The sequence below is a fragment of the Novosphingobium sp. BF6 genome (genome assembly GCF_058273105.1).
On record NZ_CM177775.1, the window covers coordinates 2066787 to 2080806 of the forward strand.

Genomic DNA, 14020 nt, shown 5'->3' on the forward strand with positions numbered 1-14020 from the left:
CGGCCAAGGAAAGCCCTTGCACCCTGTCGAGCCGGATAGTTCCTTCGTCGAACAGCTCTTGCGAGCCGATTGCGACGATCCGTCCGCTCCGTCCGCTCAATGGTGCTCAAAGGAACATGCTGATTCCTTGGTTAATTTTGAAATCAGCACAATAAGTCCATGTTCTGCGGGCAAAGAACCGGGTTCCGTTACTTCGGTTATTGGACCGCCTGCTAACGGCCTATTCCGAGATGCGAATCAGGGAATCGCCGGATAACTTCCTGTAAAAACAGCTTCTCGCGCCAGTATGGCAGGCCGGACCTTCGGGACGCACGCGCAGTTCTATCGCGTCCTGATCGCAGTCGACCAGCACGTCCTCGACGCGCAGGAAATGCCCGGAAGTCTCGCCCTTCAGCCAGAGCCTGCCGCGTGAGCGCGAGTGGAAATGAGCCAGCCCGGTTTCGCGCGTCTTTTCGAGCGCCTCGGCGTTCATATAGGCCACCATCAGGATATCCCGCGTCTGCGAATCGACGGCGATCGCAATCAGCAGACCCTGGGCATCGAATCGCGGAAGGAAGGACGTTCCCAGTTCGCGTTCAGCTTTGCTTACTTCGGACATGCCGGAAATTTCTCCGAATTGAATTCATTGGACGCCGTTGTTGCACGATAACCACAGCCGTTGACCAAAATCCTCGTAGCCACGCAGTCCCTCTTTTCAACCCCGCGGTTTCGTAGGATTGTCGCCTTGCAGCTGGGGGTTGCTGCTGATCCATAGGTCGCTGATACAAGCGCCACGGTTCAGGGAACAAGGCCGGAATACTTTCGAGTGGTCTGGTTTCAGGTAATGAGGGATCGGGCCAGGCGGCCGACAGGGGGACCGCCGAACTGCTATGCAGGGCTCAACAGTTTCGTCACGAGGACGCCCGGAACCACAGGTTCCGGGCGTTTTTGTATGTTTCTCAAGCGCCCTTTCCACGCACGTCATCAAGAGCTTCGTCGAGCACCCGCGCAAAACACCCGATGACGACCTTTCGCGCTCCGGCCCGCTTGAGGCTGGAGACGCAGGCATCGCTCGTGGCCCCGCTCGTCAGCACATCGTCCACCAACAAAACCTGCGCCGCCTTCAGCAAGGGCTTTCGCGAAGCTCGAACAGCGATAGCACCGGAAAGCACGCGTTTTCGCGCCGCCTTGCCCAGTCCGCCCAGCGATGGTGTGGCCTTGCGGCGTTCCAGCAGGTCGACAGCCAGGACCCCTCCGGTGGAGCGCGCGATTTCGCGCGCCAGTTCCGCCGCCTGGTTGTAGCCGCGCCGCCAGATGCGCCAGCGATGCAGCGGGACAGGAACGATCAGCCATGTCTCGTCCACGAGAGACAGCTTGGCGACGATCAGCCTGGCCATAAGCCGGGCATGCGAAATGCGGTTGCCGTGTTTCAGCGCCAGGACCAGCTTGCGCGAGGCCGGGTTGTAGAGCGTGGCGGCGGCAATGCCGTCGTGACGTGGCGGATCGCCCAGACAGGGCGCACAGAGCGCGCCATTCGGCTCGCCTTCTCCGAACGGGCGCGAGCAGGCCGCGCAGCAGGGTTCGCCGGGGATCGCCAGTTCGCTCCAGCAGCCCGCGCAAAGGCCGCCATGGCTGCTCAGTCCTGCGCCGCATAGCGGACAACGCGGCGGAAAGATCAGATCCACGAGCGGATCGAGGGCACGGGCAAGGGTCATCGCCGCCAAGGCTAACCGTCGATTTCCCAGCGGCAAGCTACAAGACGTTAACCCGCTTGCAGGAAGAGCGATTGCGCGACGGCGCGCAAAGCGGCAGGGGGCGGTCATGGCCAGCAAAGTTCCCCCCCGCATCTTCTCGCCCGCCCGCCGCCTCGCCGCCCGCCGCCGCGCCCTCGCCGCCCAGCAGCTTGCCGATGCGCCGCACTACCTGCACGACGACATGGTGGAGGACGTACTCGACCGTCTCGCCTTCCTGCGCTTCGAGCCGAAACGCGCGCTGGTCGTAGGAGATTGGACCGGGGCCCTTGCAGGCGCGCTCGCGGCTCAGGGCGTCGAAGTCACCCAAGTGGAACCTGCCGAAGGCTTCGACGAGGAATCGCCCTATCCCTTCGAGGGCTTCGACCTGATCGCCAGCCTCGGCACGCTCGACACCGTCAACGACCTGCCGGGGGCGCTCGTCCATATCCGCAAGGCTCTGGCACCGGGCGGGATGATGATCGCCAGCTTCGTTTCGGCGGGAAGCCTGCCCGTCCTGCGCGACGTCATGCTGGCCGCCGACGGCGACCGCCCGGCGGCACGGGTCCATCCGATGGTCGACGTACGCGCGGGCGGACAATTGCTCCAGCGCACGCTCTTCGCCGATCCCGTGATCGACCAGCGCACCCTGCAAGTCGGCTTCCGCAGCCTCGAACGGCTTGTCGGCGACATTCGTGCGCAGGCCATCGGTGGCGTGCTGGCCGATGCCCCGCCGGTGCTGGGCAAAACCGCCCTGTCGCGAGCACGAGAGGCCTTTGCTGCCGCCGGGGACAATGGCCGAACCGTCGAAAAGTTCGAGATCCTGACCCTATCCGGTTGGAAGAAGTAAGAAAAGGCCGGAAGCGTTCTTCCGGCCTTTTTGTTTTTATCCCAGAGCCGCCTGCGCCGCCGCCAGCCTCGCTATCGGCACGCGGAAAGGCGATGCCGAAACGTAGTCCAGCCCCACCTGCTCGCAGAAGACGATAGAGGCCGGGTCGCCGCCATGCTCGCCGCAAATGCCGAGCTTGAGCGCGGGGTCCGTCGCCCGCCCGCGCTCGGCACCCATCTGCACGAGCTGGCCGACACCCTCGATATCGAGGGTGACGAAAGGATCGCGCGGATAAATCCCCTTCTCGACGTAAGGGCTGAGGAACCGCGCGGCATCGTCGCGGGAGACGCCGAGCGTGGTCTGCGTCAGGTCGTTGGTGCCAAACGAGAAGAATCGGGCCTCTTCGGCGATCTCGCCCGCCATCAGAGCGGCCCGGGGCAGTTCGATCATCGTGCCGACCAAGTAGTCGAGTGTCCGACCCTTTTCGGTAAAGACCCGCGCGGCGGTCTCGTCGACCACCTTCCTGAGGATCTGCAACTCGCGCCGGGTAGCGATGAGGGGGATCATCACTTCGGGCACGATGACCTCGCCCGAGGCTGTCGCGACGTCGCAGGCCGCCTCGAAGATCGCACGGGCCTGCATCTCGTAGATCTCGGGGAACGTGATGCCGAGCCGACATCCGCGATGCCCCAGCATCGGGTTGAATTCGTGGAGTTCCTCCGCCCGGCGCCGCAGCGTATCGACGCCGATGCCGATGCTTTCCGAAAGCTCCGCGAACTCGGTATCGCCATGCGGCAGGAATTCGTGGAGCGGCGGATCGAGCAGTCGGATCGTGACCGGCAGCCCCGCCATGACCTCGAAGATCGCGATGAAGTCCGCCCGCTGCTCCGGCAGCAGCTTGTCCAGCGCCGTGCGGCGCGCCGCCTCATCCTCGGCCAGGATCATCTGACGGACCGCCGAAATGCGGCCCGCATCGAAGAACATGTGCTCGGTGCGGCACAGGCCGATGCCCTCGGCGCCGAACTGACGGGCCATGCGGCAATCCGCCGGGGTCTCGGCATTGGTGCGTACTTTCATGCGACGGTGCCGGTCCGCCCAGACCATGAGCGTGCCGAAGTCGCCGGCCAGTTCCGGCTCGATGGTCGGCACTTCACCGGCCATGATCTCACCGGTCGAGCCGTCGAGCGTGATCACGTCACCTTCGCGAAACTCGCGGCGTCCCATGCGCAAGCTGCGGGTCTTCATGTCGATCGACAGGCCCGAGGCACCCGAAACGCAAGGCCGCCCCATACCGCGCGCCACAACCGCCGCATGGCTGGTCATGCCGCCGCGCGCTGTCAGGATGCCGCGCGCCGCATGCATGCCGTGAATGTCCTCCGGGCTGGTCTCGACACGCACGAGGATCACCGCATCGCCGCGCTCCGCCCGCTTCTCCGCCGTATCAGCATCGAGCACGATCGCTCCCGAAGCCGCGCCCGGCGAGGCGGGCAGCCCCTTGCCGAGAATGTCGCGCGGCGCCTTGGGATCGAGCGTCGGATGCAGCAACTGGTCGAGCGCCATCGGATCGACGCGGCGGATCGCGGTGGCCTCGTCGATCAGACCTTCCTCGACCATGTCCACCGCCATCTTCAGCGCCGCCTTGGCCGTGCGCTTGCCCGAGCGGGTCTGGAGCATCCAGAGCTTGCCGCGCTCGACGGTGAACTCGATATCCTGCATGTCGCGGTAGTGCTTTTCGAGCAGTTCGAACACTTCGGCCAATTCGCCGTAAGCCTCGGGCATCGCCTCTTCCATCGACAGCGGCCTGGCCCCGGCGCGCTCGCGGGCGGCTCTGGTCAGGTACTGCGGCGTGCGGATACCGGCGACGACATCCTCGCCCTGGGCATTGACCAGCCACTCACCGTAATAGGCTCGCTCACCCGTCGCCGGATCGCGGGTAAAAGCGACGCCGGTGGCCGAAGTGTCGCCCCTATTTCCGAAGACCATGGCCTGGACATTGACCGCCGTACCCCAGTCGCCGGGAATGTCGTTGAGGCGGCGATAGACCTTTGCCCGGTCGGAATCCCAGGAATCGAACACCGCGCGGATCGCGCCCCAGAGCTGTTCCTGCACGTCCTGCGGGAACGGGCGGCCGAGTTCCTGCTCGACGATGTCCTTGTATTCCCGGACGATGGCCTGCCAGTCGGACGCCGCCAGTTCGACGTCGTTCATGTAGCCGTTGTCTTCCTTGACGATCTCCAGCGCTTCCTCAAAGCGCCCGTGATCGAGACCAAGAACGACGTCGGAATACATCTGGATGAAGCGGCGATAGCTGTCCCAGGCGAAGCGCGCGTCGCCTGATACTGTGCTCAGCCCCTCGACCGTCGCATCGTTGAGGCCGAGATTGAGCACGGTGTCCATCATGCCCGGCATCGAGACCCGCGCGCCGGAGCGCACCGAGACCAGCAGCGGATCGGCCGGATCGCCGAAGCGCTTGCCGACGGTCTGCTCGATATGGGTCAGCGCCTGCGCCACGTCGGCACGCAGATCGTCCGAAAAGTCCCCGCCTTCGGCGAGGTACTTCACGCATTCCTCGGTGGTGATCGTGAAGCCCGGCGGTACCGGCAGGCCAATGCCCGCCATTTCCGCAAGGTTGGCGCCCTTGCCGCCGACGATGACTTTATCGCGGGCGCGCGCGTCCTCATCGTGCCCGGCATTGCCGCCGAACGTGTAGACCTGCCTGTTCATCGATCCCCGGCTTCCCTTTCTGTCTTTTCGACATTCCGCGAAGCCGGGGTCAGATACCTAGCCCTCGATCCGCGAGAAGTCCGCGACCTTGTGGACTGCCGCGCGGAAGCGATCAAGCAGGGCCAGGCGGGCCTGACGCTTGAGCGGGTCGGCATCGTTGACGGTTACATGCTCGAAGAACGCGTCGATCGGCGCGCGGAGCGAGGCCAGCGCGGTCATGGCGGCGGCGAAGTCTTCCGCCGAGACGGCGTGCGCCACTTCGGTCTCCGCCGATGTGACGGCCTCGATCAGCGCCAGTTCGGCAGGCTCGGCCTGATAGGCGGGGGCCTGCTCACTGGCGTGACGGTGTGCCATCTTGGCGGCGATCACTTCGGCGAGGTCGGGGTCCTCGACACCGGCCAGCGGATCTTCCTCGCCGGTACGCGAAATCTCGCCCTCGACGCCGTGCCAGTCTTCCTTCTTGAGGATATTGGCCGCGCGCTTGTAGCCCGCCAGCAGGTTCACGCCGTCGTCGGTCGCGACGAAAGCCTGAAGCGCATGGACACAGGCAAGCAAGCGCACGAGATCCTCACCGCCGAGCGCGAAGACCGCGTCGATCAGGTCGTGACGGACACCGGCTTCCTTCTGCTGGACCTTGAGGCGGTCCGCGAAGAAGTCGAGCAAGTCGCCCTCTGCCACACCGAAGCGCAAACCGTTGTCGGTGATAAGACGAATAATGCCAAGCGCCGCACGGCGCAGGGCAAACGGGTCCTTCGAGCCGGTCGGTTTTTCATCGATCGCGAAGAAGCTGCGGAGCGTGTCCAGCTTGTCCGCGAGCGCCAACGCGACCGTCACCGGCGCGGTGGGCACTTCGTCGCCCTGCCCGACCGGCTTGTAGTGATCGCGGATAGCGTCCGCGACGGAATCCGGAAGGCCTTCGGCACGGGCGTAATAACCGCCCATAAGGCCCTGAAGTTCAGGGAACTCTCCGACCATCTCGGTGACGAGATCAGCCTTGCAGAGTTCTGCCGCCTGCCGCGCGAGCGCAGGGTCGCAGTTCGGCACCACGCCTTCGCTCGCCAGCCATTCAGCCAGCTTGGCCACGCGCTCGACCTTGTCGGCGACCGTGCCCAGCTTCTCATGGAAAGTGATACGCGCGAGCTTTTCGGCGTGAGCCGAGAGCGGCGTCTTGCGGTCCTGCTGCCAGAAGAAGCGGGCGTCCGAAAGACGCGCGGCCAGCACCTTGCGGTTGCCGTCGACGATCGCCGCGCCGCCATCGGTTGCAACGATATTTGCCGTACAAATGAAGGCGTTGGCAAGCGAACCTGCCGCATCTTCGCAGACGAAATACTTCTGGTTCACCCGCGCGGTAAGCTGGATCGTCTCGGGCGGAACTTCCAGGAAGTCCTCCTCGAAGCGGCCCAGCAGCGGCACGGGCCATTCGGTGAGGCCCGCGTTCTCGATCACAAGGCCCTCGTCCTCGACCAGCACGAGACCTGCGGCAGCAGCGGCTTCGCGTGCCTTGCTGCGCACGATGTCCTGGCGCTCCTCGTGGTTCACGAGAACATGAGCGAGGTGCAGCTTGTCGGCATAGTCGTGCGCGCCGCCGATAGTGATCTCGCCGGGCGCGTGGAAGCGGTGGCCGAGCGTCACGTAGGAGGAGCGGATGCCGCCCACTTCGCATTCGACCAGATCCTCGCCGAGAATCGCGACGATGCCGGAGAGCGGACGCACCCAGCGCAGCGACTCGGTCGAGATCGAGGCCACGCCCCAGCGCTGCGACTTGGGCCAGGGGAAGTTGCGGATGATCGCGGGGATCACTTCGGCGAGCACTTCGGCCACGGCGCGGCCGGGCTTCTCCACGACGGCGAAGTAGGTGTCCTTGCCCTTGAGGTCGCGGACTTCGAGCTGGTCCTTCGTCAGGCCGGTCTTGCGCAGGAAACCTTCGAGCGCCTGTTCCGGCGCGCTGGTGGCAGGCCCTTTGGTTTCCTCATGCACAGCCTCGGTGGCGAGCGGCAGGCCGCGCGCGATCAGCGCCAGACGGCGCGGGGTCGACCATACGGTGACGTCGCCCACGGCGACACCGGCAGCGGCCATGTCCTTGCGGAACAGCTTTTCAAGGTCGGCGCGGGCACCGGCCTGCATGCGGGCCGGAATTTCCTGCGAGCGCAGTTCGAGAAGGAAGTCGGTCATACGGTCCACCCCGGGAACTTGGCTTCCCATTCGCTCTTGTTCTTCTCGATCCAGGCCTCGCACGATCCCTTGGCGAGATCGCGGACGCGGCCGATGTAGCTGGCGCGTTCCTGCACGGAGATCACGCCCCGCGCCTGAAGCAGGTTGAAGAGATGGCTGGCCTCGATCGCCTGATCATAGGCGGCGAGCGGAATTTCCGCCTCGATGCAGCGCATGCATTCGGCCTCGGCGGCCTTGAAACCGGCGAAGAGCGCCTCTGTATCGGCGATCTCGAAGTTGTACTTCGACATCTGCTGCTCATTGGCGAGGAACACGTCGCCGTAGCTCACGCCTTCGTTGTTGAAGCGCAAGTCATAGACCCGGTCGACGCCCTGGATGTACATCGCAAGGCGTTCGAGGCCGTAAGTCAGCTCGCCTGCAACCGGCTTGCAGTCGAACCCGCCGACCTGCTGGAAGTAGGTGAACTGCGTCACTTCCATGCCGTCGCACCAGACTTCCCAGCCCAGCCCCCAGGCGCCGAGCGTCGGGCTTTCCCAGTCATCCTCCACGAAACGGATATCGTGCGCCAACGGGTCCACGCCGATCGCGGCGAGGCTCGCGAGGTAGAGTTCCTGAAGGTTGTCCGGGTTCGGCTTCAGGATCACCTGATACTGGTAATAGTGCTGAAGGCGGTTCGGGTTCTCACCGTAGCGGCCGTCGGTGGGACGGCGCGAAGGCTGGACATAGGCCGCCTTCCACGGCTCCGGGCCGAGCGCGCGCAGCGTCGTCGCCGGATGGAAGGTCCCTGCCCCCATGCGCATGTCATAGGGCTGAAGAATGAGGCAGCCCTGCGCGCTCCAGAAATTGTGGAGCGTCAGGATCATGTCCTGGAAACTGAGCGGCTTCTGCGCTGCGGTCGGCATCGAAATCCCGTCAAAACTCTTGGCTTCGCGGCCTTTGGCGGATCGAACCCGGCAAATCAACCGCGCAGGCGCCAGTTAAATCCGAGGCGACGCTACCGCAAACCCGCTCCTGCGGCTATCTCCCGCCGGAATGACGCTGTTAAGCTTGCGTTTGCTTCTTTCCTTTCAAGGAAACCCGATGATCTTTTCCCGCCCCCTCCGGACACACAGGCGGCTGCGTCTCGCCGCCCTCGCCCCCCTACTTCTGTTCGCGCCGCCGGTGCAGGCGCAGGTTGCTCCGGTCGCAGCAGCCGAACCGCGCGCCGAGGCCGTCGTTCCAGCCCGCCCGGCGCTCTGGAAGATCGCCGACAAGGACACGACGATCTACCTCTTCGGCACGATCCACATCCTGCCGGAAAATGCCGACTGGTTCCACGGACCGGTGCAGCAGGCTTTCGACTCCGCGAACCTGTTGGTGACGGAGACCATGCTCGATTCGCCGGAGACACTTCAGAAAGTGTTCCTGGACAAAGGCATGCGCCATGACGGCAAGACCTTGCGCGAGAGCCTGAGCACGCCGGAACGGGAAAATCTCGAAAAAGCGCTTTTAAATCTGAAGATTCCGGTAGAAACCTTCGATCAATTCCAGCCCTGGTACGCCGGTCTGGTGCTGTCGCTACTGCCGCTCAGGGCCGCCGGATACGAGCAGGCCAACGGGATCGAAACGCAGATCGAGACCAAGGCTGACATGAGCAAGGTCGCGCGCCATCCGCTCGAAACGGCGGACTATCAAATCGGCCTCTTCGCAGGCCTGCCCGAGAAGAGCCAGCGTAGCTACCTCAATGAGGTAGTCGAACAACTTCCGACATTGCGCGAGGATATCGCCAAGCTGGTGACAGCCTGGAAGGCGGGTCAGGCAGAGGAACTGGCCAAGCTGCTCAACGAGGACGAATCCGACGAAGTGATGCGCAAAGTCCTCATCACCGACCGCAACAAGGCCTGGGCCAAGTGGCTCAAGGCGCGGCTTGCCGAACCGGGTGTCGTTTTCGTGGCAGTGGGCGCGGGCCATCTCGCCGGGCGCGGCAGCGTGCAGGACGAATTGGCCAAGGCCGGAGTCCGCTCGGTCCGGGTGCAATAGGCCGATGCGCAAGCTTTTCCCGCGACTGGCGCTGCTGGGCGCTTCTCTTGTCCTCTTCGCATGCAGTCCAAGCCCGGAAGCGGCGAGACCGGCGCTCTGGCATGTCGAGAGCCCGGACGGCGAAACGGCATGGCTGTTCGGCACGATCCACAGCGCCAAGGCGCCGCTGCTTTGGCAGACCGGAAAGGTCCGGCAGGCTCTCGATGATTCCAACGAAATCTTGGTAGAAGTCGGAAATCTTGCGAATGAAAGTGAAGTTGCCGCCACTTTCGCCCGCCTCGCTCGTAATGAGGGACAGCCGCCGCTCTCGCAGCGGATCGTCGCGAAGGAGCGCCCTGCACTTGAAGCCTTGCTCAAGAAAGGCGGCTACGGCGATGGCGATTTTGCGGCGATGGACACCTGGGCCGCCGCACTCACCGTCGCGCAGGCCGGAGCCAACAAGGAAGAGGCTCGCAACGGTGTGGACCGGGGGGTGATCGCCGCCGCCGGAAAGCGCCCCGTCGTCGAACTGGAGGGCGCCGCTAAGCAACTCGGCCTGTTCGACAGCCTGCCCGAACGCGAACAGCGCGATCTGCTGACGGCGGTCGTGGCGGAGGCGGATCGTTCCGATACCGATCTCGCCGCCAGCTGGCGCAAGGGCGACATGGCCACGATCGAGCAGGAAACCCGCAAGGGCCTGCTGGCCGACCCGGACCTGCGCGCCGTGCTGTTCGTGGGCCGCAATCGCGACTGGACGGCGCAGATCGCCCGGGCCATCGACGGCGGCAAGCGACCTTTCGTAGCGGTCGGCGCCGCGCACATGGCGGGACCGGAAGGTATTCCGGCGATGCTCGCACAAAAAGGCTATACGGTCACACGGATACAGTAGTCGCCGGATGCTTGCCTTTTCGGCGATTTCGCATTAAGGGCGCGCGCTTCCCGTCATGGTCATCCCTGGAGGCGTGACGGGACGGTGCGGATCGATACGCGGTTCGTATCCGACATCTATCCAGATTTCGAAAGGCAAGTCCACATGAGCGATACGCTTAACCTGCCGGCCGAGACGCGTGATCGGGCTGGCAAGGGAGCCTCCCGTGCTCTGCGTCGCGATGGCCGCGTCCCCGCCGTTGTCTATGGTGGCAACGAAGAACCCCTCGCGATCCACGTCGAGGAAAAGGAGCTGGCCCGCCAGCTTGGAACCGGTCACTTCTTCAACTCGATCATCGAAGTCGAAGTCGGCGGCAAGAAGTTCCGGACGCAGCCGAAGGACGTTGCCTTCCACCCCGTCACCGATCGTCCGCTCCACGCTGACTTCCTGCGCGTCGCCAAGGGTGCGACCGTGCACGTCAACGTGCCGGTCATCTTCGCCAACGAAGACGCCTCGCCGGGCCTGAAGCGCGGCGGCGTGCTCAACATCGTTCGCCACGACCTCGAACTGGTCTGCGACGCCGAGAAGATCCCGCACGAGATCGTCATCGACGTGACCGGCTTCGACGTGGGCGAATCGATCCACGCCAGCCACGTGAAGCTTCCGGCCGGTGTCGAGAACGCGATCACCGACCGTGACTTCACGATCGCAACGATCGCCGCCCCCTCGGCTCTGAAGAGCTCGGAAGGCGACACGGCCAAGGAAGGCGAAGGCGAGTAATTTCGCCCGAAGCCATCTTCGGATAAAGGAACGGCCCTTCCCGCCCCGGCCAGACCGGCGAGCAGGAAGGGCCGTTTCGCGTTCAAGTTACAGGATCTATCAAGATGCAGCTGTGGGTCGGCCTCGGCAATCCCGGTACTCAATATGCGCTGAACCGCCACAACGTCGGCTTCATGGCGATCGATGCGATCGCGGAAGTCCATGGTTTCGGCCCGACGCAGAAGAAGTTCCAGGGCTGGCTTCAGGAAGGCCGTATCGGCACGCAGAAAATCCTGCTGCTGAAGCCCGCGACGTTCATGAACGAGAGCGGCCGCGCCGTCGGCGAAGCCATGCGCTTCTACAAGCTGGCGCTCTCCGACCTTACGGTCTTCCACGACGAGCTCGATCTGGCGCCGTTCAAGGTCAAGGTGAAACAGGGCGGCGGCCATGCCGGACACAACGGATTGCGCTCGATCGACCAGCACCTCGGCGCCGAGTTTCGCCGCATAAGGCTGGGCATCGGCCATCCCGGCCACAAGGACCGCGTCCACGGCTATGTGCTGGGTAACTACGCCAAGGCCGACATGGACCCGCTGACCGACATGCTGGGCGCCGTCGCCGGGGAAGCGGATCGCCTTGCCGCCGGCGACGACGTTCGTTTCATGAACGACGTGGCGCTTCGCCAGCAGGATTGATCAATCAAATTAGCTACCATTTGACATAAATTAGTGTCGGGTTAGCTTACAAACCAACCCCTTTCGCCATTCCCATGAGGAGCCGGAGTCCCGGATTTCCGATGTTGGCACGGCTATTGCTTAGCTGGTTGCGATCCATTCGGAAGATGCCCATCCGGCAAACAGGGGAATAGATATGATCCGCAAGTCCACGCTCGCACTGGCCCTCGCCGCCGGCACCACGCTCGCCTTCGCCACGCCTGCCCAGGCCACCTGGGGCTGGGGCGGCGGCAATAATGGTTGCGGCTGGGGCAAGAAGAACTGCGGTTCCAGCAGCAGCTCGGGCGGCAACACCTCCACCTCCGGCGGCACCACGACGACCTCGGGCGGCACGACTTCGGGCGGGAATACCAGCACTTCGGGCGGTACCACGACTTCTGGCGGAACTTCGGGTGGCTCCACTTCGGGTGGCTCCACTTCGGGTGGCAGCACCGCCGTGCCGGAGCCCGGCATGCTGGGCATGATGGGCATTGGCCTGCTCGGCCTGGCTTACGCGCGCCGCCGCAAGACGCGGGACTGATCGAGAACAGTTTGCGAAGGCTCTGAGTTCAGGGCCTGTTTTCAGAGCCGCTGCCGGTACGTCAACCGGCGGCGGCTTTCGCTTTCTGAAGATCGCGGGCAATGTCGGCATTGCGAGGTTCCGCTTTAATCGCCGCTTCGAGCAGTTTCCGGGCCGCCGCCAGATCGACACCAAGCTCGAGCCTCACCAAAGCTGCCGAATGCATGTAGGCGGGATTGTCGGCGTCCTGCGCCAATGCGCGATCGGCATAGGCGATCGCGTCCCGACGAAGCCCCAGACCGGCCGATGCCCAAGCAAGGCGTCCCAGCACTTCGCCGTCCTCCCCTCGGGCAAGCAAATGGATATAGACCGAGCGGGCCTCGCTCCAGTCCTGTCGGTCGAGAGCGGCCTGCCCCTTCTCGATCAGTTCCATGGTTACCTTGATGCGCCGAGGATCGAGGCGGGCCTGCAAGGCATCGGCTCGCCGGTCGCCGGAGGCGCGCGCCGCCTTTTCTGCGAGCACAAGCACGGCGGCAGACGCAAGCTGGCTGGCGCTGAGCGGTTCCAGCGTTTTCCATGCCCCTCTTGAATCACCCGTCGCCAGCAGCGCTTCGCCCAGCATCATCCGACAATAGGGGTTCGCCGGGTCCAGCAGAACCGCACGGCTGAACAGCACGCGCGCCTGCTCGGCCTGACCGAGCCTCAGCAGGGCCTCTCCATATGCAAGACCCAACTGGGATGACGGATCGAGCCCTGCTTCCCGGCCTTGCAGAGCGAACCGGATCGTCTCCCATTCGCCTTTCGCGGCCAGCAGGCGGATGCGCAGCCCTTCCAGCGCCGGCTCGCCGGGAGCGACTTTCCGCGCCTTCTCCAGCACTGCCATCGCCTCATCGACCTTCCCCTGCTCAGCGTAGGTATTCGCCAATGCGAGCATGGGCGGGACCTTGTCCGGATAGGCGGCGATCGTCCGGCGGTAGGCGGCAATCGCCCGATCGGTCTCACCGCGCGCGCTTGCGAGGTCTCCGGCAAGTACGAACGTGTTGTATGAGTTCGACGCAAACTCTTGCATTTTCGATAAAATCATATCGCCACGAGCCAGGTCTCCTGCCGCGAGCGCGAAACGTGCATAGGCGACGGCCAGCGGCAGATCGTCCCCGGCCTGCATGCCCCGCGCAAAGGCCTCCGCCGCGGCGTTGTTATCGCCCAAAGCGAGATAGGCCTCCGCCCGGAGACGCCAGGCTTCGGTGTCGAAATCGTTTACAGTGAGCGCAATCGCCTCGGATGCTCGACCGCGCAGAAGCGCCAGCCCCGCTTTCAGGCGCATCAGCCCGGCGCCCTTCTCTCCCGCCGTTTCGAGACGCACGATCGCGCGCTCGGCGGCCTCGGCATCGCCCAGCGCGATCTGCGTGAGCGCCAGCAGTACCAGCGCCTCGCGATTGCCCGGTTCCTGCTCCAGCGCCGCGAACAGGCTCGTCCGCGCCGCCTGATAGTCCTGCGCGGCAAAATCGGCACGCGCCTTGTCGAACGGAGCCGGTTCGCCATCCCCGCATCCACCCAACAAAGCGAAGGCAAGAGCGGCAAGCGACAGGCGAACGACGGCTTTCATGACGCGGGTCTAGGGCCAAGCCCTGAAGTTTCCGTGAAGCCCCGTTGCACAAAGACTCGCCGCGCAACTGGTAATGCGGGCGGAGTGACGCTAAGGCCCGGCCAAACATTTCTTCCGGAGTT

At 64.4% G+C, this 14020-nt stretch carries 12 protein-coding genes; 6 read left to right on the forward strand and 6 right to left on the reverse strand.

Annotated elements, in window-relative coordinates; translation table 11 throughout:
- Positions 1-220: 220 nt before the first annotated feature.
- Positions 221-598 (reverse strand): phosphoribosyl-AMP cyclohydrolase, encoded by a 378-nt coding sequence (gene hisI / locus AC4D6D_RS10045; RefSeq protein WP_147214994.1) that lies wholly within the window; start codon positions 596-598, stop codon positions 221-223.
- Between the two features lie 340 nt (positions 599-938).
- Positions 939-1694, reverse strand: a complete 756-nt coding sequence (locus AC4D6D_RS10050; RefSeq protein WP_491325172.1) for a ComF family protein — start codon at positions 1692-1694, stop codon at positions 939-941.
- Positions 1695-1800: 106 nt separating this feature from the next.
- Between AC4D6D_RS10050 and AC4D6D_RS10055 the strand changes: the two genes are divergently transcribed.
- The gene (locus AC4D6D_RS10055) at positions 1801-2559 is read left to right on the forward strand and encodes a methyltransferase domain-containing protein (protein WP_491325173.1); all 759 of its coding nucleotides are present in this window, start codon (positions 1801-1803) and stop codon (positions 2557-2559) included.
- 36 nt (positions 2560-2595) lie between these two features.
- On the opposite strand, the gene ppdK is transcribed toward AC4D6D_RS10055, so the two are convergent.
- From ppdK to AC4D6D_RS10070, 3 genes are read right to left on the reverse strand one after another with little or no spacing between them, the layout of a single operon-like run.
- Positions 2596-5262 (reverse strand): pyruvate, phosphate dikinase, encoded by a 2667-nt coding sequence (gene ppdK / locus AC4D6D_RS10060; RefSeq protein WP_491325174.1) that lies wholly within the window; start codon positions 5260-5262, stop codon positions 2596-2598.
- 57 nt (positions 5263-5319) lie between these two features.
- Positions 5320-7434 (reverse strand): glycine--tRNA ligase subunit beta, encoded by a 2115-nt coding sequence (gene glyS, locus AC4D6D_RS10065; protein WP_491325175.1) that lies wholly within the window; start codon positions 7432-7434, stop codon positions 5320-5322.
- Positions 7431-8336 (reverse strand): glycine--tRNA ligase subunit alpha, encoded by a 906-nt coding sequence (locus AC4D6D_RS10070; RefSeq protein ID WP_491325176.1) that lies wholly within the window; start codon positions 8334-8336, stop codon positions 7431-7433. Before AC4D6D_RS10070 ends, glyS begins: the two co-directional genes overlap by 4 nt.
- A gap of 178 nt (positions 8337-8514) precedes the next feature.
- On the opposite strand from AC4D6D_RS10070, the gene AC4D6D_RS10075 reads away from it, so the two are divergent.
- The 5 genes from AC4D6D_RS10075 to AC4D6D_RS10095 all read left to right on the forward strand — a co-directional run bounded on the left by AC4D6D_RS10075 (position 8515) and on the right by AC4D6D_RS10095 (position 12313).
- Positions 8515-9453: a TraB/GumN family protein gene (locus tag AC4D6D_RS10075; protein WP_491325177.1), complete on the forward strand. Its 939-nt coding sequence runs from the start codon at positions 8515-8517 to the stop codon at positions 9451-9453.
- Between the two features lie 4 nt (positions 9454-9457).
- On the forward strand, positions 9458-10321 hold the full coding sequence (locus tag AC4D6D_RS10080; RefSeq protein ID WP_491325178.1) for a TraB/GumN family protein: 864 nt from the start codon (positions 9458-9460) through the stop codon (positions 10319-10321).
- Between the two features lie 144 nt (positions 10322-10465).
- Positions 10466-11080 (forward strand): 50S ribosomal protein L25/general stress protein Ctc, encoded by a 615-nt coding sequence (locus tag AC4D6D_RS10085; RefSeq protein WP_147215010.1) that lies wholly within the window; start codon positions 10466-10468, stop codon positions 11078-11080.
- Positions 11081-11184: 104 nt separating this feature from the next.
- Positions 11185-11754 (forward strand): aminoacyl-tRNA hydrolase, encoded by a 570-nt coding sequence (pth, locus tag AC4D6D_RS10090; protein WP_491325179.1) that lies wholly within the window; start codon positions 11185-11187, stop codon positions 11752-11754.
- Positions 11755-11929: 175 nt separating this feature from the next.
- A complete protein-coding gene (locus tag AC4D6D_RS10095) occupies positions 11930-12313 on the forward strand; it encodes a PEP-CTERM sorting domain-containing protein (RefSeq protein WP_491325180.1) in 384 nt (127 codons plus the stop codon).
- A gap of 61 nt (positions 12314-12374) precedes the next feature.
- Here the strand turns inward: AC4D6D_RS10095 and AC4D6D_RS10100 are convergent, their stop codons facing one another.
- The gene (locus tag AC4D6D_RS10100; RefSeq protein ID WP_491325181.1) at positions 12375-13898 is read right to left on the reverse strand and encodes a tetratricopeptide repeat protein; all 1524 of its coding nucleotides are present in this window, start codon (positions 13896-13898) and stop codon (positions 12375-12377) included.
- Between the last annotated feature and the right edge of the window lie 122 nt (positions 13899-14020).